The organism is Mesorhizobium sp. M7A.F.Ca.US.006.01.1.1 (assembly GCF_003997935.1).
Lineage (GTDB): Bacteria > Pseudomonadota > Alphaproteobacteria > Rhizobiales > Rhizobiaceae > Mesorhizobium.
Map to the genome: position 1 here is coordinate 1 of NZ_RZQL01000035.1, position 20,434 is coordinate 20,434.

Annotated in this window: 22 protein-coding genes; 8 read left to right on the forward strand and 14 right to left on the reverse strand. The window is 64.0% G+C overall.

Translation table 11 applies throughout. From position 1 onward, the window contains the following. Positions 1 to 451 (reverse strand): aspartate-semialdehyde dehydrogenase (locus EN943_RS08990; protein ID WP_127412304.1); only part of this gene is annotated, 451 nt, incomplete at its 3' end. Positions 452 to 888: 437 nt separating this feature from the next. Between EN943_RS08990 and EN943_RS08995 the strand changes: the two genes are divergently transcribed. Continuing rightward, positions 889 to 2,763, forward strand: coding sequence for a DEAD/DEAH box helicase (locus EN943_RS08995; protein ID WP_127412305.1), 1,875 nt, complete (start codon positions 889 to 891; stop codon positions 2,761 to 2,763). On the opposite strand, the gene EN943_RS09000 is transcribed toward EN943_RS08995, so the two are convergent. Beyond that, on the reverse strand, positions 2,760 to 3,866 hold the full coding sequence (locus tag EN943_RS09000) for a glycosyltransferase (protein WP_245475662.1): 1,107 nt from the start codon (positions 3,864 to 3,866) through the stop codon (positions 2,760 to 2,762). The genes EN943_RS08995 and EN943_RS09000 overlap by 4 nt on opposite strands. A gap of 449 nt (positions 3,867 to 4,315) precedes the next feature. Here EN943_RS09000 and EN943_RS09005 point away from each other — a divergent pair, with 449 nt between their 5' ends. Further along, on the forward strand, positions 4,316 to 5,014 hold the full coding sequence (locus EN943_RS09005) for a DUF805 domain-containing protein (protein WP_127412307.1): 699 nt from the start codon (positions 4,316 to 4,318) through the stop codon (positions 5,012 to 5,014). Between the two features lie 71 nt (positions 5,015 to 5,085). Continuing rightward, complete coding sequence (locus EN943_RS09010; protein WP_127412308.1) at positions 5,086 to 5,715, forward strand: DUF805 domain-containing protein; 630 nt, start codon at positions 5,086 to 5,088, stop codon at positions 5,713 to 5,715. Here the strand turns inward: EN943_RS09010 and EN943_RS09015 are convergent. The 6 genes from EN943_RS09015 to leuD form a co-directional block, all read right to left on the reverse strand. Further along, positions 5,705 to 6,193: a GNAT family N-acetyltransferase gene (locus EN943_RS09015; protein WP_127412309.1), complete on the reverse strand. Its 489-nt coding sequence runs from the start codon at positions 6,191 to 6,193 to the stop codon at positions 5,705 to 5,707. The genes EN943_RS09010 and EN943_RS09015 overlap by 11 nt on opposite strands. A 4-nt stretch (positions 6,194 to 6,197) precedes the next feature. Then, positions 6,198 to 7,301, reverse strand: a complete 1,104-nt coding sequence (leuB, locus tag EN943_RS09020) for a 3-isopropylmalate dehydrogenase (protein WP_127297862.1) — start codon at positions 7,299 to 7,301, stop codon at positions 6,198 to 6,200. A 161-nt stretch (positions 7,302 to 7,462) separates the two neighbouring features. Then, positions 7,463 to 7,813 carry a VOC family protein gene (locus EN943_RS09025; RefSeq protein WP_127412310.1) on the reverse strand — a complete coding sequence of 117 codons (351 nt, stop codon included), beginning with the start codon at positions 7,811 to 7,813 and terminating at the stop codon, positions 7,463 to 7,465. A 10-nt stretch (positions 7,814 to 7,823) separates the two neighbouring features. Then, the gene (locus tag EN943_RS09030) at positions 7,824 to 8,207 is read right to left on the reverse strand and encodes a RidA family protein (RefSeq protein ID WP_024504044.1); all 384 of its coding nucleotides are present in this window, start codon (positions 8,205 to 8,207) and stop codon (positions 7,824 to 7,826) included. Positions 8,208 to 8,615: 408 nt separating this feature from the next. Then, positions 8,616 to 9,539 carry a hypothetical protein gene (locus EN943_RS09035; RefSeq protein WP_127412311.1) on the reverse strand — a complete coding sequence of 308 codons (924 nt, stop codon included), beginning with the start codon at positions 9,537 to 9,539 and terminating at the stop codon, positions 8,616 to 8,618. Between the two features lie 61 nt (positions 9,540 to 9,600). Then, positions 9,601 to 10,206, reverse strand: coding sequence for a 3-isopropylmalate dehydratase small subunit (gene leuD, locus EN943_RS09040; protein WP_023810900.1), 606 nt, complete (start codon positions 10,204 to 10,206; stop codon positions 9,601 to 9,603). Between the two features lie 127 nt (positions 10,207 to 10,333). Between leuD and EN943_RS09045 the strand changes: the two genes are divergently transcribed. Both EN943_RS09045 and EN943_RS09050 read left to right on the forward strand, forming a co-directional pair. Beyond that, positions 10,334 to 10,759: a GNAT family N-acetyltransferase gene (locus EN943_RS09045; protein ID WP_127412312.1), complete on the forward strand. Its 426-nt coding sequence runs from the start codon at positions 10,334 to 10,336 to the stop codon at positions 10,757 to 10,759. Positions 10,760 to 10,823: 64 nt separating this feature from the next. Then, positions 10,824 to 11,555, forward strand: a complete 732-nt coding sequence (locus EN943_RS09050) for a DUF72 domain-containing protein (RefSeq protein WP_127412313.1) — start codon at positions 10,824 to 10,826, stop codon at positions 11,553 to 11,555. Between the two features lie 12 nt (positions 11,556 to 11,567). Here the strand turns inward: EN943_RS09050 and EN943_RS09055 are convergent, their stop codons facing one another. The 4 genes from EN943_RS09055 to EN943_RS09070 are packed head-to-tail and all read right to left on the reverse strand — an operon-like array spanning position 11,568 to position 16,590. Then, on the reverse strand, positions 11,568 to 12,734 hold the full coding sequence (locus EN943_RS09055; RefSeq protein WP_127412314.1) for an FAD-binding oxidoreductase: 1,167 nt from the start codon (positions 12,732 to 12,734) through the stop codon (positions 11,568 to 11,570). Positions 12,735 to 12,763: 29 nt separating this feature from the next. Next, complete coding sequence (locus EN943_RS09060; RefSeq protein ID WP_127412315.1) at positions 12,764 to 14,365, reverse strand: ATP-binding protein; 1,602 nt, start codon at positions 14,363 to 14,365, stop codon at positions 12,764 to 12,766. Further along, the gene (locus EN943_RS09065) at positions 14,356 to 15,048 is read right to left on the reverse strand and encodes a response regulator transcription factor (RefSeq protein WP_127412316.1); all 693 of its coding nucleotides are present in this window, start codon (positions 15,046 to 15,048) and stop codon (positions 14,356 to 14,358) included. Before EN943_RS09065 ends, EN943_RS09060 begins: the two co-directional genes overlap by 10 nt. Before the next feature lie 3 nt (positions 15,049 to 15,051). After that, positions 15,052 to 16,590, reverse strand: a complete 1,539-nt coding sequence (locus tag EN943_RS09070) for a DUF4173 domain-containing protein (protein ID WP_127412317.1) — start codon at positions 16,588 to 16,590, stop codon at positions 15,052 to 15,054. A gap of 628 nt (positions 16,591 to 17,218) precedes the next feature. On the opposite strand from EN943_RS09070, the gene EN943_RS09075 reads away from it, so the two are divergent. Next, entirely contained in the window at positions 17,219 to 18,097 is an 879-nt protein-coding gene (locus EN943_RS09075; protein WP_127412318.1) for a CoA ester lyase, read from the forward strand. 51 nt (positions 18,098 to 18,148) lie between these two features. After that, positions 18,149 to 18,355, forward strand: coding sequence for a DUF1737 domain-containing protein (locus tag EN943_RS09080; RefSeq protein WP_127412319.1), 207 nt, complete (start codon positions 18,149 to 18,151; stop codon positions 18,353 to 18,355). On the opposite strand, the gene EN943_RS09085 is transcribed toward EN943_RS09080, so the two are convergent. Continuing rightward, on the reverse strand, positions 18,342 to 19,028 hold the full coding sequence (locus tag EN943_RS09085; protein ID WP_206522740.1) for a hypothetical protein: 687 nt from the start codon (positions 19,026 to 19,028) through the stop codon (positions 18,342 to 18,344). The two genes, EN943_RS09080 and EN943_RS09085, sit on opposite strands and share 14 nt — an antisense overlap. A gap of 173 nt (positions 19,029 to 19,201) precedes the next feature. On the opposite strand from EN943_RS09085, the gene EN943_RS09090 reads away from it, so the two are divergent. Further along, positions 19,202 to 19,834, forward strand: a complete 633-nt coding sequence (locus EN943_RS09090; RefSeq protein WP_127412320.1) for a TetR/AcrR family transcriptional regulator — start codon at positions 19,202 to 19,204, stop codon at positions 19,832 to 19,834. A gap of 80 nt (positions 19,835 to 19,914) precedes the next feature. Here the strand turns inward: EN943_RS09090 and EN943_RS09095 are convergent, their stop codons facing one another. Next, a complete protein-coding gene (locus EN943_RS09095; protein ID WP_023763026.1) occupies positions 19,915 to 20,337 on the reverse strand; it encodes a metallopeptidase family protein in 423 nt (140 codons plus the stop codon). Positions 20,338 to 20,434 lie beyond the last annotated feature (97 nt).

Sequence of the window (20,434 nt, forward strand, 5' to 3'; positions counted from 1 at the left end):
CGCGCTTGATGGCGGCGAAGTCATGCAGCGGCTTCAGCGCCACCACCAGCTGCGCCGTCGAGCAGTTCGGGTTGGCGATGATGTTCTTGCGCGTGAACAGCGAGATCGCGTCCGGGTTCACTTCCGGCACGATCAGCGGCACATCCTGGTCGTAGCGGAAGGCCGACGAATTATCGATGACGACGCAGCCCTGCTTGCCGATCTTCGGCGACCATTCCTTGGAGACGCTGCCGCCGGCCGACATGATGCAGATGTCGGTGTCGGAAAAATCATACTGGTCGAGCGTCTTCACCTTCAGCGTGCGATCGCCGAACGACACTTCCGTGCCCTGGCTGCGCCGCGACGCCAGCGCCACGACTTCGCTTACCGGAAAGCCGCGCTCTTCCAGTATGTTGAGCATTTCCCGGCCCACATTGCCAGTGGCACCGACGATCGCTACCTTGAAACTCATCGAAAAATCTCCTGTCCCTCTCCGCTTGGTTTTTGGAGAAACCCGCTGGCCGGTGCGGGTTCCGTCCCCCGGGCCGAACCCGGGAGAGGGTGGTTAGGCCAAGGGAATCACACCGTTTTGGTGGTGGTTTTGGCCATAGTTTTGCTGGAACGAGGAGACGCGCCGACGCGCCCGGCCCAATGATGTGCATTGAGGCTGGGGGCATCGAATGCAAGAAGAGCCATCAAAAGGCCGCGCATCGAAACTGTCCCGTTCGGTGCCGGCTTTTACGCGGTTTGCGTCAAGAGTCAATTGCCGAGCGGCGCCTGGTTTTGCGCGCGCCCTGTACAATCGCGGCTGCGCGAAGTACGAACGGCCAAGATTGTTTGGCTGGCGCTAGGCCCGCCCCGGCATGTGCTCCGTGATGAGCGCGGACCCTAAAATTCCGAAAGAGTGAGATGTCCAACTTCGAAGCACTTGTTCCAGCGCTTGCCAGGGCGCTGGAGAAACGCGGCTATTCCGAGCTGACGCCCGTCCAGAAGGCGGTCGTGGCACCCGAACTCGGCGAGGCCGATGCGCTGGTTTCGGCGCAGACCGGCTCCGGCAAGACGGTGGCCTTCGGCCTCGCTCTGGCGCCGACCCTGCTTGAAGGCGCGGAGCGCTTCGGCCACGCCGCCGCACCGCTGGCGCTGGCGGTGGCGCCGACGCGCGAACTCGCCTTGCAGGTGACGCGCGAACTGGAATGGCTCTACGAGCTGACCGGCGCAACCGTGGCTTCCTGCGTCGGCGGCATGGACATGCGCTCGGAGCGGCGTGTGCTGGAGCGCGGCGCCCATATCGTCGTCGGCACGCCCGGCCGGCTGCGCGACCACATCACCCGGCGCTCGCTCGACATGTCGGCGCTGAAGGCGGTGGTGCTCGACGAGGCCGACGAGATGCTCGATCTGGGCTTTCGCGAAGACCTCGAATTCATCCTCGACGCCGCTCCGGCCGAACGCCGGACGCTGATGTTCTCGGCCACCGTGCCGCGCTCGATCGCGACGCTCGCCCAAGGCTATCAGCGCGATGCGGTGCGCATCTCGGCCGCCGGCGAGGAGAAGCAGCATCTCGACATCGAATACCGGGCGCTGAGCGTCGCCCAGCCCGACCGCGAGAACGCCATCATCAACGTGCTGCGCTATTACGAAGCCAAGAACGCGCTGGTGTTCTGCAACACGCGTGCCGCCGTCAATCATCTGACCGCGCGCTTCAACAACCGCAACTTCTCCGTCGTCGCCCTGTCGGGCGAGCTCAGCCAGAACGAGCGCAGCCATGCGCTGCAGGCGATGCGCGACGGCCGCGCAAAAGTCTGCATCGCCACCGATGTCGCGGCGCGCGGCATCGACCTGCCCAATCTCGAGCTGGTCATCCACGCCGATTTGCCAACCAACCCGGAAACCCTGCTGCACCGCAGCGGTCGCACCGGCCGCGCCGGGCGCAAGGGCGTCAGCGCGCTGATCGTGCCCAACAGCGCCCGCAAGCGCACCGAACGGCTGCTGCAGAACGCCGGCCTCAAGGCGACATGGGCGAGCCCGCCCTCGGCCGACGACGTGATGCGGCGCGACGACGAGCGCATCCTTGCCGATCCGGTTTTCGACGAGGCGGTGAAGGAAGACGAGCGCTCCTTCATCGACGCGCTGCTCGCCAGGCATGGCGCCGAACAGGTGGCCGCTGCCTTCGTGCGCCAGTGCCGCGCCAGCCGCTCGGCCCCCGAGGACCTCATGGAGATCGCGCCCTTCACGCCGTCGCGTGAGAGACCGGCAGGCGAAGGTTTCGCGCGCCGCGACGAGGCGCCCAGCCGCCGCGACGATTTCGGCGACAGCGTCTGGTTCTCGCTGTCGATCGGGCGCCGGCAGAATGCCGAGCCGCGCTGGCTCATCCCGATGCTGTGCCGCACCGGCAGCATCTCGAAGCGCGAGATCGGCGCCATCAAGATGCAGCCGGAAGAGACCTACGTGCAGATCGCGGCTGACTGGGCCGACCGCTTCCTCGCCGCGATCGGTCCCGATCGCAAGCTGCAGGGCAACATCCTGGTGAAGCGGCTCGACGGCCAGCCCGATTTGTCGCGCGCCGGCTACCAGCCGCCAAGCCCTGACAAGAAACCGCATCGCGGCAAGGCGCCGTTCGACCCCAACGCCCCGGAGCGCAAATTCGAAAAGCGTGCACCGGCAGCGGCCGATCAGCGCCCGGCAGCCGCGCATGAGGCAAAGCCGTGGGCCAAAAACCCCGGCAAGCCGAAATTCGACACCAACGGTGCGCCCAAGCACAAGAAAGCGAAGAAGCGGCCCGCCTAAAACCTTGAGCGGCTCGACGCGCTTGCCTGCAGGCCTGCCTTGATGGCGGCCCAGCTTGCCGCCGCCGGCGTCGGTCGATGCTGCTCTGCGATGCGCTCCGCCAGCAAGGACCGCCAGTCGGGGTCTTCCGCCATCCTGCGGATCGCAGCATACCAGCCGGCCTGGTCATTGGAATCGATCGCCGGCATCAGGCCGCCGCTCGCCTCGATCAGCGACGGCGCGGTCGAGACGATGACGGGAATGCCGAAATCGAGACATTCCGAGGCGCCGTAGCCCCAACCCTCGATATGCGAGGGAAAGACGCCGAAGGAAGCGCTGCGGTAGTATTGGATGAGCTCCTCATCGCTGATCGCTCCGGTGAACGTAACCCGCTCAAGCAATCTCGGATGGGCCTTGAGATAGGCGCGCAGCGGATCGATCATCCAGCCCCAGCGCCCGGCGCAGACGAGCCTCGGCAGCTTGACGCCCTCGTCGAGCGCCTGCTGCCATATCCGTGCCAGCAGGATGTGGTTCTTGCGCACTTCGATGGTCGAACAGTAGAGCACGAATGGCTCGGCGGCCTCAATGCGCGAAGCCTCGCCCATGCGCGAAGCCGTCTCGTACAGGATGGAAGGCATCGGAAACCGGTATACCACCGGCTGCGTGACGCCTGCCTGTTGCATATGATCGGTCAGCGTCGCGCCAACTTCGTCGGATGCACAAAATGCCGGCGCGCCGGAGCGCACGAGGTGTTCGAGATATGATCCGAACCTGCTCTCGCCAGGGCTCATACCAACCAGGTCGGGGCGCAGTGTCGGTATGAGGTCGTGGCAAAGAAACGCGAGGTCGCCGGCGCGCTCCGAGACGGCGGCTCGGTCATCCCCGGTCAGAATGTGATGGCTGATCAAGACAAGACGTTCAGCCTCGGCCGGTTGGCTTGGAACATCCTGACGCGGGGCCGACCGGATCCGCGCCCGCTGGTACAGACGATAGGCTCGGATCAGCAGCTTCGTCGCCTGATAGGCAATGCCTTTGCGGCCATGGGTCACCGTCTTGGCGAGATGGCGGTCGGCGTCGCGCTTGCCCCATGGCTGTTGCCTCACCGCTTCGAAGGCCTGCGACATCGCTGTGCGTCTCCCAGGCCATCGTTTGAGGCGCCGGGGTAGGATCTCGCCGGTCCCGACATGGTCCTGCTCGAAAGGAGCGAGGGGGCGAAACCGGCCTTCCCATGGTCGGAACGCCACCACCTCCACGCAAGGGTCGGGATCAGCCAAGGCTGCGCTGATGAGAAAGCTTTCCACCCGTGGGATGCCGACAAGTCCCTGGCCGGACGGCCAGAACGTCAGGCCAGTGGCGTCGATGGCCAGCCTGGGAGACTTTCTTTCCCGTCCATCTTCAATCGCGGTTTTACTGTCAGGACTCTCGACTGTCATGTTCTGCTTCGGCCGGGGGCGGTTGCACTCGATCCCTTATGCTTCATTTGCCGCCAGTACGGTAGCCGTGCTGCCCGGTATTGCCCATCGGCTCGGCCCTGTGCCACCTTCGGCTGGGACGTGGCGAGCGGGGATGGCAAATGCGCGGCGAAGTGCTTCACTATGACGAGGACCAAGGCTTTGGCTTCATCTCCGGGGCCGACGGGAACCGCTACACCTTCACCCGCGAGAGTTTACGCCGGGAAACCGCCATGCCCAACGGTACCGTCGTCGAGTTCCAGCCAGGCGGCGGCCAGGCACGCGACGTCTTTTCGATCGCCGCCCCGATCGCCGCTGACCCCGGCATCAAGGCCGCATCGGCCCAAGCCAGCGTTCCGCCTGCAGCGGCGTCTCCTGCGCAGCATTTCGGCCGGTCTTCCGAGACAGCCGAGCCCAGCGATCTCTGGGGCTATTTCTGGCGTGGCGTGACGCAGAACTATTTCAATTTCGCCGGTCGCGCCCGTCGCAAGGAGTATTGGGGTTTTTTCCTGTTCTGGGTGGTCTCGCTGCTTGTCATCGGCGGCATCGGCCTTTTCGCCGACAACGAAATGGGCAATTTCGACAGCAGCGTATCGGCGGCGGTAACCGTCGGCCTTTGCGGCACCTTCGTTCTGGCGACATTGCTGCCCAGCCTCGGCATGACCGTTCGCCGCATTCATGACATCGGCCTGTCGGGCTGGCTTTATCTGGTGGTGCTGATCCCGACGATCGGCAGCCTGATCATCCTGGTCTTCGCACTGATCCCGACGCAGGCCCGGGAAAACCAGTGGGGGCCGGTGCCGGCCGGCGTCAGGATTTAATGTGACGTGCATGTTGAAATCTTAGGCAACCCTGGGTAGTATTCCCTATCGCTGCATAGATGGGGGTACGCATGCGGGGCGCAGTGCTTCACTACGACAAGGATCAGGACTACGGCTACATCAATGGAGTTGACGGCAAGCGTTATTTCTTTACCCGTAACGATCTGAATCAGGGGGCGGCCTTCGTCAGCGGCACCCTCGTCGAATTCCAGCCGGATGACGGCACGGCACACAATATCGTCGCCGTGAATTCGACCACGACCTCGTCACCCCGCCGCCAGCCCACTCGTTCCACGGGACTGTGGGCATACTTCCGGTACACGGTGAGCGTGGACTTTTTCAATTTCAAAGGACGCGCTCGCCGCAAGGAATTCTGGGCCTTCTGGCTATGCTCGACCATCGTGCTATTCGTACTGCTCGGCCTTGGAATACTCGTCGATCTGGCTATCAATGGCTTCCGCGACGTTTCGAGCAGGAACGCGATCGGATTCCTGCCCTTCTTTGTTTTCGCTTTGGCACTCAACCTGCCATGGATCGCGCTTGCCGTGCGGCGTTTGCATGATGTCGGCCTGAGCGGCTGGTTTGTCTTGCTCTGCTTCATTCCGGTTATCGGCGGGGTGGCGTTGCTGGTCTTGGGGCTTGCGCCGTCTCAACTGGGCGAAAACCCCTGGGGGCCGGTGCCGGCGGGCGTCAGGATCTAGGGGCGATCGCCTTCAACGCGTCACCCGAAAGCCTGAGAAAGACCTTCTGGCCGTGGCGCTCGGCGCCAAGCCGGCCGTAAAAACGCAGCGCGCCTTCGTTCCAGTCCTCGGTGGTCAGGTCGATCCGACCGATGCCTTCGCGCAGGCAATGATCGGCGAGAAAGCCGATCAGCGCCCGGCCGACGCCGGCGTTGCGGGCTTTGTCGCGCACGAACAGGTCTTTCAGGAACAGCAGCCGCTCGAGATCGATGCCGGGATGCGCGATCGCCACCGACGCCAGGCCGCTAACCTCGCCGTCGACGAAGGCGAGCGCGAAATGCGGATAGGCCGGGCTTTCCTCGCCAAGCCATTTTCGTGCGGCAGACAGGGCCCGGTCGGCATCGAGAGGCGGCTGCCGGTAATGCGCCGCCATCTCGCACAGTATGGCCGCGAGTGCCGCGGCGTCCTCGATCGTCGCCCAGCGGACGTCGACCGCCACGGTATCAGCCCAGGAATTTGGCGATGATCGCGTCGCCCATCTGAACCGTACCGACCTCGGTCATGCCGTCGGACATGATGTCTTTCGTCCGCAGGCCCGCGTCGAGCACGGCGGCGATCGCGCTTTCGACGCGGTCGGCTTCCTCGACCATCCCGAAGGAATAGCGCAGGCACATGGCGAAGGACGCGATCATGGCGATCGGGTTGGCGATGCCCTTGCCCGCGATGTCGGGGGCCGAGCCGTGCACCGGCTCGTAGAGCGCCTTGCGCTTCTTGGTCTTCACGTCAGGCGCGCCGAGCGATGCCGACGGCAGCATGCCGATCGAGCCGGTCAGCATGGCGGCGATGTCAGACAGCATGTCGCCGAACAGATTGTCGGTGACGATGACGTCGAACTGCTTTGGCCAGCGCACCAGCTGCATGCCGCCGGCATCGGCCAGCATGTGGTCGAGCTTGACGTCGGAATAGCGCGCCTTGTGGGTCTGGGTGACGACCTCGTTCCACAGCACGCCCGACTTCATGACATTGCGCTTTTCCATCGAAGTGACGTGGTTCTTGCGCGTGCGTGCCAGTTCGAAGGCGACGCCCGAAATGCGCTCGATCTCGAACGTGTCGTAGACCTGCGTGTCGATGCCGCGCTTCTGGCCGTTGCCGAGATCGATGATCTGCTTCGGCTCGCCGAAATAGACGCCGCCGGTCAGCTCGCGCACGATGAGGATGTCTAGACCCTCGACCACCTCCTGCTTGAGCGAGGAGGACGCCGCCAGCGCCGGATAGCAGATGGCCGGGCGCAGATTGGCGAACAGCTCCATGTCCTTGCGCAGGCGCAGCAGGCCGGCCTCAGGGCGCACCTCATAGGGCACCGCATCCCATTTCGGACCGCCGACGGCGCCGAACAGCACCGCGTCGGCCGCCATCGCCTTTTCCATGTCGGCATCGGAGATCGCCGCGCCATGCGCGTCATAGGCGCAGCCGCCGACCAGCCCCTCATCGGTGGCAAAACCGCTGCCCAGCTTGTCGTTCATGACCGCGATCAGTTTCTTGACCTCGGCCATGGCCTCGGGACCGATGCCGTCGCCGGGGAGCAGGAAAAGATGCTTCGTTGCCATGGAGAAACCGTCCTGGAAAGAATTTGAACCGCGGCCTTGCTAAACGCCAAGCCGGTTGTGCGCAAGGAGTAACGCAGCGATCAAGGACAACCTCGTTCGTTTGCGATCCTTCGCGCCCGCCTCTGCCCCGCCAGCTCCCCGCAAATTGCAGCGCCTTGCCTTCACCGATGCGAGAGAATGTTGACCAGCCGGCCGAACGGATCGCGCACATAGAAGCGGCGCACGCCCCAGGGCTCGTCGGCCGGTCCGTATTCGATGGCGAAGCCCGCCGCTTTCATGGCATCGAGCGCCGCATCGACATCATCGACCTCGATCGAAAGATCCGGCACCGGCGTTTCGGAGCCGCCTTGCGCCATGAAACTGACCTGGACATCCATCTTTGCTTGCGAGCCGTAGGTGGCGATCCAGCCAAGATCCATCAGCACATCGAGGCCGAGCACATCCTGGTAGAAACGCTTCGCCGCCGCGACATCCGATGTCTCGATGTTGGCAACGATGCGCCGGACCTTCATCGTCGACCTTTCATGCCGTGCGCCGCAGCGCCGTCACCTCGATCTCGATCTTCATTTCCGGTTTGTTGAGCTGGCAGACGATCATCGTCGCTGCCGGCCTGATGTCGCCGAACGTCTCGCCGAGGATCGGAAAGACCACGTCCACGAAGGCCTGGTCGGTGATGTAGTAATGCGCCCGCACCACGTCAGCCATCTCGAAGCCGCCGTCCTTCAGCGCCTTGCCGATCGTCGCCAGGCAATTGCGCGTCTGCGCCTCCACCGTCTCCGGCATCGTCATCGTCGCATAGTCGTAGCCGGTGGTGCCGGACACGAAACACCAGTCGCCCTGCACCACGGCGCGCGAATAGCCGGCGGTCTTTTCGAAGGGGGAACCGGTGGAGATCAGTTTGCGCATGGGTGGTCTCCTTGTATTGATCCGCGTCCGTCTAGCAGAGGGAAGGTGGTCCGGTCGTGGGCCAAGCCGGGCCGACCGTTGTCACGATGTGGCAAGCGCAACCTCGGGGATTGGCCAGAGCATCCTCGCGTCGTCTTGCGGCCGCTGCGCGTTTCGCCAACGCCTTCCCCCACTCCGTCACCGCTACGCGGCGCCACCTCTCCCCCCTCCGGAGGGAGAGGAAGAGCGTCAAGGCTGGTCGAGCTCGCGCCGCCTTTCCTCTCCCCCGTCGATCGGGGGAGAGGTGTCGAGCGTAGCTCGACGGAGTGGGGGTCGATCTGTGCCGCGTCATCCGGTGGCGAAGCAAGGAGCGGAGGATCTGCTCGTCGCTCCGCCCGTGACGAAGGCGCGCGATGCCAACCCGCACCCCTAATTCGCCGACCCCTGCGCCTTGTCCAGCGCCGCCTTCACATCCGCCGGCCATGTCGCCATATCAGGCCAGGCGTTCGGCTGGCCATTGTCGCCGCGGCGCGCGAAGTAGAGCTTGTGCTGGGCCGGGTCGACCGCCATGAAACCGTCATTGCCGCCGCAGTCATGCGGCACGCAGCCGCTGGCGTAGAAGGCGCCCGAAGCGGTCTTTTCCGTGCCGCCGCCGACCAGCAGGCTGGTCGCCATGTCGGGCATGTCCTTGCCGAGCAGCGTCTCGGCTAGCCTGTAGACGGCCTCGTTGTGGAAGGCGTCGATGATGTTCTGGTACTTTTCCGGATCGATGTCTTTCCAGTCGGTGCCGGGTTCCGGCATGTAGCTCAGATTGCCCGAAATCGTCAGCCCGTCGGTCGGCGACCATTGCAAAGCCGGCTTCTGATCTCCCGGCAACAGATAGGGCACGAAATAGATGGCGTTGTCGGACACCGCCGAGGGCGGCGCGCCGCACTGGTCCTGCTCGACTGTCGTGCTCTGGATGGTGCCGCCATCCGGTTTCCAGACGATCACCGTCGCCGGCCCGCATTGGTTGCCGCCATCGCCGACATCGAACAGCGCCACCTTGACGCCGCCGACCTCGACTATTTTGTCGAAGAAGACGTCATAGTTGCTGGCCAGCTGCTTGCCGTCATAGGCAAGCACCTTCTCACCGTCCTGTTCCGGTTGGGTGATGGTCAGCGTGCCACCCTCGAAGGGTACAGGCGCTTGGCTGTCGTCATCGGAAGCGTCGGCGGCGTCTGTGCCCTGGTCGGTGGCAGGCTTTTCGACCGCAGGCGGAGCGGCGGGCGTCTGCGTCTGGGCATGGCTCAAAGTGGCAGCCGTCAAAAGAAACGCCAGCCCGCAGGTGCCAGCAAGAAGCGAACGAGTCATGACTGTCCTCCGCTCAGTCGCCACGAACCCGGCCTGTGGCGGCTGGGTCAGATCCTGCGACTCAGGCCCAGGGGCGCTGTTCGGCGTTGCGCTTCTCGAACGAAGCGATGGCGCCGGCCTTTTCCATGGTCAGGCCGATATCGTCGAGGCCGTTGAGCAGGCAGTGCCGCTTGAAATCGTCGAGGTCGAAGGTGACGACGCCGCCATCCGGTCCGCGGATTTCCTTGGCCTCGAGGTCGACCGACACCGTGGCATTGGAGCCGCGCGAGGCGTCGTCCATCAGCTTCTCGAGATCCTCGGGGCTGACGGTGATCGGCAGGATGCCGTTCTTGAAGCAGTTGTTGTAGAAAATGTCGGCGAACGAGGTCGAGATGACGCAGCGAATGCCGAAGTCGAGCAGCGCCCACGGCGCATGCTCGCGGCTGGAACCGCAGCCGAAATTATCGCCGGCGACCAGGATCTGCGCCTTGCGGTAGGCCGGCTTGTTGAGGACGAAATCCGGGTTTTCCGAGCCATCGTCCTTGTAGCGCATTTCGGCGAACAGGCCGGTGCCGAGCCCGGTGCGCTTGATCGTCTTGAGGTAATCCTTGGGGATGATCATGTCGGTGTCGACATTGACGATCGGCATTGGAGCGGCGACGCCGGTGAGCTTGGTGAACTTTTCCATGGCTTTTGCCCGTGTTTCCGTTGCGGGGGGATTGCTGAGGCACGGTTTACACAAAGCCGGCAGCAAATAAAAGGCAACTGTTCGTTCATGGTGGCACAAGCCAGCCCGATGGTGCAGTCTGGCGGCCATGGCAGAAAACGCACACGTCCTCTATAACAGCGAGGCCGCGCTCGACATCGCCGAATTCCGTCGCGTGCTGGTCGAATCCGGCCTCGGCGAGACACGGCCGGTTGATGATGAAGCACGGCTGCGGGCGATGCTGTCGGGCGCCAATCTGGTGCTGACCGCGCGCCTCGACATCGAGGGCAAGCCGCTGATCGGCGTTATCAGGGCGATCACCGACTTTTCCTGGGTCTGCTACATCTCCGAGCTCGCCGTTTCCCGATCGGCACAGGGGCTCGGCATCGGCAAGGGCCTGATGGACGAGGCGCGGCGGCAGCTTGGACCATCGGTCGCCATCAGCCTGATCTCCATGCCCGACGCCGTCGGCTTCTACGAACGTATCGGCATGAAGCGCATGGCGGATGCCTTCTGGTTCGACCGCAAGGGCTGAGGCCAGCCCACGTGCCGATGACGCAGTGTCTTGATCTGCGTTCCGCTTGATCCACATCGCGAGGATGGAAAAGCAGAGATGCTTCGTTGGCACGGCCGGTTGGGGAATTCCGACCCGATACAGGGATGATTTCCCACAACCCGGCTCGCATCTCGAACGTTACGCCCAGCGCCTGCCGATCGTCGAGATCGACACCTCCTTCTACAAGCCGCACCGCCACGATACCTATGAGCGCTGGGCGGGTTCCGTCCCTGAGCATTTCCGCTTTGCCGTCAAGACACCGAAGGCGATGACGCACGAGCTTCGTCTCGCCGACTGCGAGATGGTCGCCGAGGCCTTTCTCCAGCAGGTCGGAGGTCTCGGCGAAAAACTGAGCGTGATTTTGGTGCAGCTTCCACCGAGCCTGCCGTTCGAGCCGGACGTCGCCGGCGCGTTCTTCGACATGCTGAGGTTGCGAACCCAGGCAAGGCTGGTCTGCGAGCCGCGCCACCCAAGTTGGTTCGATGCGAAGGCCGATGCGCTTCTGGCCTCTCGCCAGGTTGCGCGTGTCGCCGCCGACCCGGCTGCAGTCCCTGCAGCGGCGGTTCCGGGCGGCTGGCCCGGCCTCGCCTATTTCCGCTGGCATGGCGCGCCGCGCGTCTACTATTCGGACTACGATGCTGAAACGCTCGATCGAATCGCTCGGCAGGCGAATGCGGCGGCCGCTTCGGGCGCGGAGGCCTGGTGCATTTTCGACAACACGGCGGCAGGGCACGGACTCGGCAATGCTCTCGAGGTTGATGCGATGATCATCTAGACGCGGGCCAGCTCAAATCACATTCAATTCCCGAAACGCCCGCCCTTCCGCGACACGGCCATACCCGAACGCCGAGCAGTCCACCGTGCGATAGCCGCCATGCACGATCAGCTCGGCCAGCGCCTTGCCGACCGCCGGCGCCTGCTGCAGGCCGTGGCCGGAGAATCCGTTGGCGAAGATGAAATTCCCGACCTGCGGATGCGGACCGATGACCGCGTTCTGGTCGAGCGTGTTGTAGTCGTAGTGGCCGGCCCAGGCGCGGGTCGGCTTGATCGCCTCGAAGGCGGGAATGCGGGTCGCCAGCACCGGCCAGATCACCTCTTCGAACAGCGGCCAGTTTACCTCGAAGTCGCCGGGATCGGGGGCGCGGTCGCCTTCCTCCGGTTCGGCGCCGCCGGTGAGGTAAACCGAGCCTTCCGGACGGACATAGATGCCGGAGGGATCGACCAGCAGCGGCATGTCGGCATATTTCTCGCGCGCCTCGAAGACGAAGACGTTGCGCTTGCGCGGCTCGACCGGCAGCTCAAGCCCGGCCATGGCAGCCACCTTGCCGGCGTTCGGGCCGGCGGCGTTGACGACGATGCCAGCCTCCAGCGTCTCGCCATTGCCGAGGCTCACTCCCGTGACGCGGTTGCCATCGCGCGCGATGCCGGTGACATCGGCGGCGATGAAATCGACGTTCTTCTGCCGCAGCGCCTTGCGGAACAGCGTCAGCATCGCATGCGCGTCGAACCAGCCTTCGCCGGTGCGGCCATAGGCGCCGGCTGAAATGCCCTCGGCCGACAGCCACGGGAACCGGCGCGTAAGCTGGTCGGCATCCTCCAGCACGATGTCGGCGCCCTCCGCGATCTGCGCCTCGTGATTGCTCTTGAGGATCGGCAAGCCGTCCTCGCCGGCAAGGATGAGGTAGCCGCCCTCGCGAAAGCCGATATCGGCGTCATCCCCGAACTCTTCCTTCAGCCGCCGAAACAGTTTCAGGGTGAACTGCGACAGGCGGATGTTTTCCGGGATCGAGAATTGCTGGCGGATCGAGGCCATGGACAGCGTCGTTGCCGCATGCGCGAATTGCGGATCACGCTCGACCAGCGCGATCGTGCCGGAAAACCCTTGCTCACGCAGATAATAGGCGACCGAGGAGCCGACGATGGCTCCGCCGATGATGACGATGTCGTAGCGCATTTTCTCTCCGATTCGGCCGATAGTGTCCGTCACGCCACCGGCAAGACAATCTCGAAGCGCGTGCCGCGTTCGCTGTCAACCAGCGCGATCATACCATCATGCGCTTTCAGGAGGGCCAGCACGATGCCAAGGCCCATGCCGGTGCCGCCCTGTTCGCGCCGCGTGGTGAAAAACGGCTCGAAAATGCGCGCCCGGTTGCTCGGCGAAATGCCGGCGCCATCGTCGCTGACCAGGAGGCTCGCCTTGCCGTCGGCGCTCGTAGCGGAGACAGAAACCTGTGTCGCGCCGTGCCTGGCCGAATTGTCGATGAGATTGGCCAGCACGATAGCCGCGTTCTCGGCCGATATGCGCAATCTGATGTCGCTGCCGGCTCCGACGCAAACCGCCAGCCTGTTGTCTACGGGAAGCAGCGCCAGCACCGCACCGATCGATGTGCTTTCGCCGCTCGGCGCCAGGTTTTCGGCGCGCGTCAGGTCGAGCAGGCGCCGCACCAGCAGATTGAGCCGTCCCGCATCGGTGACGATATTGTTGGAGAAGCGCCGCCGCTCTTCATCATCCATCGCCGCGCCGGAATCACGCAGCAGTTCCGCGGCGCCCTGGATCGCCGTTAGCGGCGATTTGAGTTCGTGCGAGACATGGGTGGCAAAGGTCTGGATTGAGTCCGAGCGCGCCTGAAGCTTCTCGGCCATGTCGAGGAAGGCTGCGGACAGCTCCGCCATCTCTCGCGTGCCGTGATGGTCGAGCGGCCGGATCGCCGTGCGGTCGCCGGCGGCGATGCGCTCGGTGCGGTCGATCAGCGCATAGATCGGCCGGCTGACGGTGCGCAGGAAGATGAGGCCGATGAGCAGCGTGCCGCCGAGAATGGCGATCGCCGCCAACGTCACCTTGCCGCGTTCGCCATAGAGATGCTTGATGATGTTGTTGGGCGTCCGCGACACATAGACGACGCCTGCGACCTGGCCGTCGACAGCGACCGGCAGGGCGACGAAGACGCGCACCTTGGTGCCGCGGCTGACCGAATAGAGCGGTGGCGTCGGCTGGTCGGGAATGCGCAGCCTGAGCGCGCTGGCATAGTGGCCGGCAAGTGCTGTGCGCACCTCTTCGACCGCACTGAGCGACTGGCCGACCTCGCCGCGCCCGGCAATGACGACGCCCCGGGGATCAAGCAGCCGGAAGCCGGCCAGCGTGGTTTTCTGGGTGACGTCGAGAATACCGGACAGACGGGTGCCGATCGCGGCAAAGGCGGGATCGACGATCGCCGGCATCGCCGCCGGCCGGGTCGGCAGCATATAATCGGAGGCAAGATCGAGTTGCGGTTCGATTGGCCTGTAGAGCGGATCCGGATTGACGCTTCGGCTTGAATCCCAGCCTGGCCCCGGCATCGGCGCGCCGAGCTTGTCCGGCGCAAAGCCGGCGTCGCGCACATCCTGCGCATAGATGGCGGCGATGGCCGCGCCTTGCACGATCAGCTCCGCTTCGGTCTGGCGGATGAGCTGGTTCTCATAGAGGCGGAAGAAGAACAGGCCGACCAACGGCAAGGCCATCACCATGATCAGGATGGCGACGACGACCGTGGCAAGCCGTGGCCGCCATTTGCGGCCGGTCCATTTGCGCGAAGCCGTCAGCCGCATCGGCCAAGCCGGAAACCGACGCCATGCACGGTCTCGATGGCATCCAGGCAACCCACTGCTGCCAGCTTGGCGCGGATGTTGCGGATATGGCTGTCGACGGTGCGGCCGGCGACGTGGATGTTGCCGGCATAGGCGCTGGCCATCACCGCGTCGCGGTCGAGCACATGCGCCGGCCGCGCCAGGAACCCCTTCAGGATCGAGAATTCGATCCCCGTCAGCGACAGCGCCTTGCCGTCGAAGCTGGCGGCATGGCTGGCCGGCGCCAGAGCCAGTTTGCCGTGCGAAAACTGCCTGTCGTCGGCTGGTTCGGGCGGCACCGGGCGGGCGCGCCGCAGGATGACATTGACGCGGGCGACCAGCTCGCGCGGGCTGAATGGTTTCGTCACATAGTCGTCACCGCCCATTTCGAGCCCGAGGATGCGGTCGATCTCCTCGTCGCGCGCGGACAGGAACAGCACCGGCACATCGGATGTGTGCCGCAGTCGCCGGCAGACCTCCAGCCCGTCCATTTCCGGCATGCCTATATCGAGCACGACAAGGTCCGGCGCCCGGCGGCCGATCGCCTGCAAGGCGGCGGCACCGTCGGCCACCCCTGTCGTTTTCATGCCCGCCTTTTCCAGCGCGAAGCAGATCACCTCGCGGATATGCGGATCGTCGTCGGCGACGAGGATGTGATGCGGCATGGATCAGCGGCCCGGCAAGGAAGGTTCGATAGGAGAGGGAATCACGGGCGGCCCCTTGGTGTCGAGAGTGCGCAGCAGCCGCCAGTCGCGAAAACTCCACGCCCGCCAGTTCTGCTGGATAGTTCGATACCAGATTTCGTCGCTGCCGCGCACGCCAGCCAGTTCGCGGACCGTGCCGGCGGCAGCCGTCCGGCTCTCGTGCTCGAGGAAGCGATCAAGTGCGAGAAACGCGCCCGGGCCGAGCGAGTGCAGATACCAGGCGTCGAGGGGAATGCCCTGGCCGGTCATTTCGAGGGAATGGTCGACATTGTAATTGGCGATCGTTGCTGCGAAATTGATGAAGCAGCCGGCATAAAGCGTCAGGGATAACGTCAGAAGATTGGCGGACAGCAGCCATTCGTTGGATTTTCTAAGCGCGATGCGAGCGATGATCAGGGCAAGGCCTGCTGCCACCAGCCCCATCCAGACGAAGGCGGCGACGCGCCAGTAGGTCAATGCATAGATGCCGATATAGAGGTCGAGCCGCAGGATCGACGAGATGACCAGCATAATGTTCTGCGCCACCCACGCATAGACCAGCCGGCGGATGAGCGGATCGGCCGAGGTCTCGCTGCCCGGCCGCAGCGCCGCCAGCACGAAGCCCGCGGCAAGCAGCGCGGTGACGATCAAGGGATAGGCGCCACGATGCGCATAAGCCGCGTAGCTCAACCCGTCGGGCAGTGCCACCCCGCCCCACAGATAGGCAGCATCGAGCGCCGTCTGCAGCGCAAACAGGATGTTGAAGACGATCAGGGCGCGCAGGATGGCGGCCTTGCCGAACAGGATGTCTTCGATGGTGGTGACGGTTTTGTCGGCTTGAGCGCTGACCGCCGGCGCCGCGCGCGGGATGCGGCGAACCAGGCGCGGCAGGCGTGGCCGCAGAAAGGCCCAGACACCGGCGAGGACGAACAGCCAGAAGGCAATCCGCGCCAGCTGGATGAGATCGAGCAGCCTCACGAGATCGATCAGCGACAGCCAGTAATCGATGACCGGATTGGCGGCGCCGAACAGCGCCAGGAAGACCGCGCCCAGCGTCAGCGGCATCACCCAGACGGCGATGGCCGCTAGGCGGACGCGGCGCCGGCCGAATCGCCGCGCCGTCCTGCGCCAGCGGGTGAAATCACTGGCGAAGCGGAACGGCGCCGCCAGCCCGAACAGTGCGACCTGGCCAGCAATGCGGGCGATGCTGTGCCGCAGCCGCCCGCTCAGGGAAAGCGAGAAGACGACCAGCGCCGCAAGCGCTGTTGACACCGACAGGGCGCTGACGTTTTCGGCGAGCGTCAGCAGCGCGACAAGCAGCGCGGCAGGCTTGAGCCAGACCCTGCCGTCGCTGAAGGCCGCCGGGTGCACGGCGACAACCGCGGCGGCGATCAGCAAGGCGAACAGGAAAACCGTGATCCCGGCAGGCTGGCCGTAGAACAGGAAATCCGCCAGTGCTGCCAGCAGCACGGCAACACCGAAGCGGCTGCAATAGCTCGGGGCGGCGGAGAACAACGCTGTCATGACCTGGCTTTCCTGATGGCCTTCAGCCGGGTTGCCGGCGGGCTCTTGCGGACAAAGGGAACAAGGGTTGCGACGGGACACGCGCGCGGCGGATCGACCAGCCACCAGCCCTCGCTACGCAGTCGGTAGGGCAGACGGAGTTTCGCTCGCTTTTGCATGCCGCTTGTTTGTCAGGCGGGCGGGGAAAGGATGGGGCGGATGCGAGGAGGTTTTCCGCAGGCCTGTGCAGTTTTCGTGCAGGGCCTGCGCCTGAGGGCGCTGCCTGCCATCCTTTCCGGACGTTGGCGCTGCCCCAGCCAGGCTCCTTTCCTCTCCCTCCGGAGGGGGGGAGAGGTGGCTCGGCGAAGCCGAGACGGAGTGGGGGAACCAGCTGGCAACCGCCGCGAACGGACATAGGAAGGGCACTAGGCGCAAGCATCGCCTCGCCTTGCGCCCAAGGGTCGACCCCCACTCCGTCGAGCTTCGCTCGACACCTCTCCCCCGATCGACGGGGGGAGAGGAAGGACCCCCTTCCGCAACTGCTGCGAAGGACGGGCAGGCAAGGGGCAGCACAAGCTTTCGCGGTTGGCTCGTATCAGGTACCGGCCTTCCGCTTGCCTCCACCAACCGCACGCGGCATAGATCAGGCATGACCGAAACCTACCGCCCGCGCCGCTCTGTGCTCTACGTCCCGGCCTCCAACGACAAGGCCTTGGCCAAGATTGCGCAGCTTGCCTGCGACGCAATCATCATCGACCTGGAAGACGCAGTCGCCCCGGCCGACAAGATCGCCGCCCGCGAAAAATTGGCCGGCATTTTCGCCGGCCATTCCGAGAGACGCTGCGAGATAATCGTGCGCGTCAATGCGATATCAAGCGAATGGGGCGCCGACGACCTGCTGGCTGCCGCAAGCTGTGAACCCGACGGCATCCTTCTGCCCAAGGTCGACACGCCGCGCGACCTGCTCGAGGCCGGCGATGTGCTCGACGACAATTTCGCTCCCGACAGCGTGAAACTATGGGCGATGATCGAGACGCCCAAGGCGGTGCTCAACATCGGCGCCATCGCCGAGCTTGGCCGCGACCCGGCCTCGCGGGTCAATTGTTTCGTTGCCGGAACAAATGACCTGATCAAGGAAACCGGCGTGCTGGCGACGCCCGACCGGCGCTACCTCGTGCCATGGCTGATGCAGATGGTGCTGGCCGCACGCGCCGGCGGCATCGACATGCTCGACGGCGTCTCCAACGATTTTCGCGACCTCGACGCTTTCACACATGAATGCGTGGAAGCCGCGGCCATGGGGTTCGACGGCAAGAGCCTCATCCACCCGGCCCAGATCGAAGCCGCGAACCGCGCCTTCGCGCCGTCCACGGAAGCGGTGGCCGAGGCGCGCTCGGTGAAGGAAGCCTTCGCGCTCGCCGAGAATGCCGGCAAGGGCGTGATCGCGGTGAACGGCAGGATGGTCGAACGGCTGCACCTGGCGCAGGCCGAAAAACTGCTGGCGAAGGCAGCCGCCATCGGGTCATAAATGCTCGATGGATGCGAGCGGGCTATAGCTACTCACGACAGGAATTGAACAATGAAACTCTACCGCTTTCTGTCCGGCCCGGACGATGCCAGCTTCTGCCACAAGGTGACGGCGGCGCTGAACAAGGGTTGGCACCTGTTCGGCTCGCCGACCTATGCCTACGACAAGAAGGCCAAGACCATGCGCTGCGGCCAAGCCGTGGTGAAGGATATCGACGGCCAGGAATACGGGCCTGACACCAAGCTCAGCGACTGGTAGTCGACGCGCGCATCCACAGCCAGCCGGCCAGCCAGGCGATCGCTGCCGCAAGCACCACCAGGCCCAGGTCAAGAGCCCACTCCGGCACGAACGCACGGAGCGCGATAGGCACCGCGCCAATGAAATAGAGGGCGAGCGGAATGCGCGGCACGCCTCTTGCAACGACAAGAGAGATTACAAAAGCGAGCGTCCCAAGCAGAAAAAGAACCGAACTGACGACCAGAGCCAGTCCGAGAGGACCGGCGCGCAGGTCGATGATGGTTGTCAGCGGAAGCTTCGAAAATACGAGATTGATCACCACTTCCACACCGACCAAACTTGCCAGTGCAACGAAGTTGATGAGAAACGCGATGGTGCCGAACAGGCCCGCGCGCCGGCCAAAAGCGAGAAACAGGCCTACGACAAGACCAAGCGCCAATATCTCGGCAACTGGCGCGAGAAGTTGCGTCAGATCGGTGGTCGCGATGAGCGCGCTGCGTTTGGCCGCGTTGACCAGAAGAATAAGCGCGCTTCCCACGCCGGCGACGGAGGCAAGCCGATAAAGCGTAGCGCTGGGCACAGCCGCGCTCGACTGGACAGTCGTGGGATTCTGCTTGTTCTGAGGTTCTTCGGCTGAACTCCTCAGCGAAATCAACGATTGCGGACGGCGGGGTTCGGCGGTTCTGGCAGACATGTTCGTCTCCTCATTCTGGGAAAACGGGGAGCCCGCGAAGACCGCAGGCCTGTTCCGATCCCATATGTAATCACTGCTTATATTCTCTTGTCTGCATTGTAAACAGTGATTACATCATATCGCGGATCGTGCTACGGACGCGTGAAGCAGCTCACCGGAACGAAGGAAAAGAGATGGCAAAAGCCAAGACGCCTCACCGCACCGGCTACCACCATGGCAATTTGCGCGACACGTTGATCGATGCTGCAATCCAACTTGTCGAGGAAGGCGGCCCCGACAATGTGAGCGTGCGCGAAGCCGCAAAGCGGGCCGGCGTTTCCCCCGGCGCCCCCTTCCGGCATTTTCAGTCGAAAACAGCGCTGCTGACCGCAGTCGCCGAACAGGCCATGAACCGGCTGACAGAGGCCGTTGCCAATGCACTTTCAGAAGTCGACAGCGCAGATCCCATCGTGGCCTTCGAAGCAATCGGACAAGGCTATCTGGAATGGGCGATCGGCAATCCCACGCATTTCCAGATCATCAGTTCCCGAACGCTGATTGATTTCGACGGGTCGGACAGTCTTCGCGGTCAGAATGAGGTCATTCGCCGGAAGATGATCGACCTGCTGACCCAAGCGCAGCGGCAGGGTCAGTTGGCTGCGAACGCGGACTTCGATCATCTGGTTCTTGCCGCGCGTGCCTTTGTCTATGGGTTGGCACGAATGGTGGTTGATGGTCATTTTCCGGAGTGGCACCCGTCCGAGCCGCCATCGCTCGCCGTGCGCAAGGCGCTGCATCTTTTCATCAGCCGAATGACCAACCTCTGAGGCGGGATCTCAGAAACCCTTGCCACCGGGTTCTGGACCGACTGGATAGGAATGGACATTTCACGCGACGCAGGAACCAGTTATTCCGCCGCCTCTTCGATCTTCTCCATATCATCGTCCGACAGCCCGAAATGGTGGCCGATCTCGTGGATCAGCACGTGGGTGACGATGTCACCCAGCGTTTCCTCGTTCTCGGACCAGTAATCGAGGATGGCGCGACGGTAGAGCGTGATGCGGTTCGGGCCCTCGCCGGTCTGCGGATTCCAGCGTTCGGCGATGCCTCGCCCCTCGAACAGGCCGAGCAGGTCGAACGGCGTTTCCAGCGACAGATCGTCCATGATCTCGTCGGTCGGAAATTCGGCGATCTGGATGACGATCTCGCCGGTCAGCTTGCGAAAATCTTCCGGCAGATGGGCGTAGGCCTCCAGCGCCAGGAACTCCATTTCGTCCATCGAGGGCGAGAGTTCGTCGTGCCAGGTGCGGGTCTTGTAGATGCGGGCCATGCTTTGTCCTTTGATCCCGGCATATAGGCTTTCGCACCGGAATCGGCAAACGAACGGGCGGCATGCGCCTCGGACACCTGCGCGACAGGAATAAATT

Bases quoted from the DNA above. Each gene is read 5' to 3' on its own strand.
- EN943_RS09030 (WP_024504044.1), bottom strand. From the start codon at position 8,207: ATGCGCAAACTGATCTCCACCGGTTCCCCCTTCGAAAAGACCGCCGGC.
- EN943_RS09090 (WP_127412320.1), top strand. From the start codon at position 19,202: ATGGCAAAAGCCAAGACGCCTCACCGCACCGGCTACCACCATGGCAAT.
- EN943_RS09085 (WP_206522740.1), bottom strand. From the start codon at position 19,028: ATGTCTGCCAGAACCGCCGAACCCCGCCGTCCGCAATCGTTGATTTCG.
- EN943_RS09055 (WP_127412314.1), bottom strand. From the start codon at position 12,734: ATGCGCTACGACATCGTCATCATCGGCGGAGCCATCGTCGGCTCCTCG.
- EN943_RS09060 (WP_127412315.1), bottom strand. From the start codon at position 14,365: ATGCGGCTGACGGCTTCGCGCAAATGGACCGGCCGCAAATGGCGGCCA.
- EN943_RS09010 (WP_127412308.1), top strand. From the start codon at position 5,086: ATGCGGGGCGCAGTGCTTCACTACGACAAGGATCAGGACTACGGCTAC.
- leuB (WP_127297862.1), bottom strand. From the start codon at position 7,301: ATGGCAACGAAGCATCTTTTCCTGCTCCCCGGCGACGGCATCGGTCCC.
- EN943_RS09075 (WP_127412318.1), top strand. From the start codon at position 17,219: ATGACCGAAACCTACCGCCCGCGCCGCTCTGTGCTCTACGTCCCGGCC.
- EN943_RS09045 (WP_127412312.1), top strand. From the start codon at position 10,334: ATGGCAGAAAACGCACACGTCCTCTATAACAGCGAGGCCGCGCTCGAC.
- EN943_RS09080 (WP_127412319.1), top strand. From the start codon at position 18,149: ATGAAACTCTACCGCTTTCTGTCCGGCCCGGACGATGCCAGCTTCTGC.
- EN943_RS09035 (WP_127412311.1), bottom strand. From the start codon at position 9,539: ATGACTCGTTCGCTTCTTGCTGGCACCTGCGGGCTGGCGTTTCTTTTG.
- EN943_RS08995 (WP_127412305.1), top strand. From the start codon at position 889: ATGTCCAACTTCGAAGCACTTGTTCCAGCGCTTGCCAGGGCGCTGGAG.
- EN943_RS09095 (WP_023763026.1), bottom strand. From the start codon at position 20,337: ATGGCCCGCATCTACAAGACCCGCACCTGGCACGACGAACTCTCGCCC.
- EN943_RS09070 (WP_127412317.1), bottom strand. From the start codon at position 16,590: ATGACAGCGTTGTTCTCCGCCGCCCCGAGCTATTGCAGCCGCTTCGGT.
- EN943_RS09005 (WP_127412307.1), top strand. From the start codon at position 4,316: ATGCGCGGCGAAGTGCTTCACTATGACGAGGACCAAGGCTTTGGCTTC.
- leuD (WP_023810900.1), bottom strand. From the start codon at position 10,206: ATGGAAAAGTTCACCAAGCTCACCGGCGTCGCCGCTCCAATGCCGATC.
- EN943_RS09000 (WP_245475662.1), bottom strand. From the start codon at position 3,866: ATGTCGCAGGCCTTCGAAGCGGTGAGGCAACAGCCATGGGGCAAGCGC.
- EN943_RS09065 (WP_127412316.1), bottom strand. From the start codon at position 15,048: ATGCCGCATCACATCCTCGTCGCCGACGACGATCCGCATATCCGCGAG.
- EN943_RS09050 (WP_127412313.1), top strand. From the start codon at position 10,824: ATGGAAAAGCAGAGATGCTTCGTTGGCACGGCCGGTTGGGGAATTCCG.
- EN943_RS09025 (WP_127412310.1), bottom strand. From the start codon at position 7,813: ATGAAGGTCCGGCGCATCGTTGCCAACATCGAGACATCGGATGTCGCG.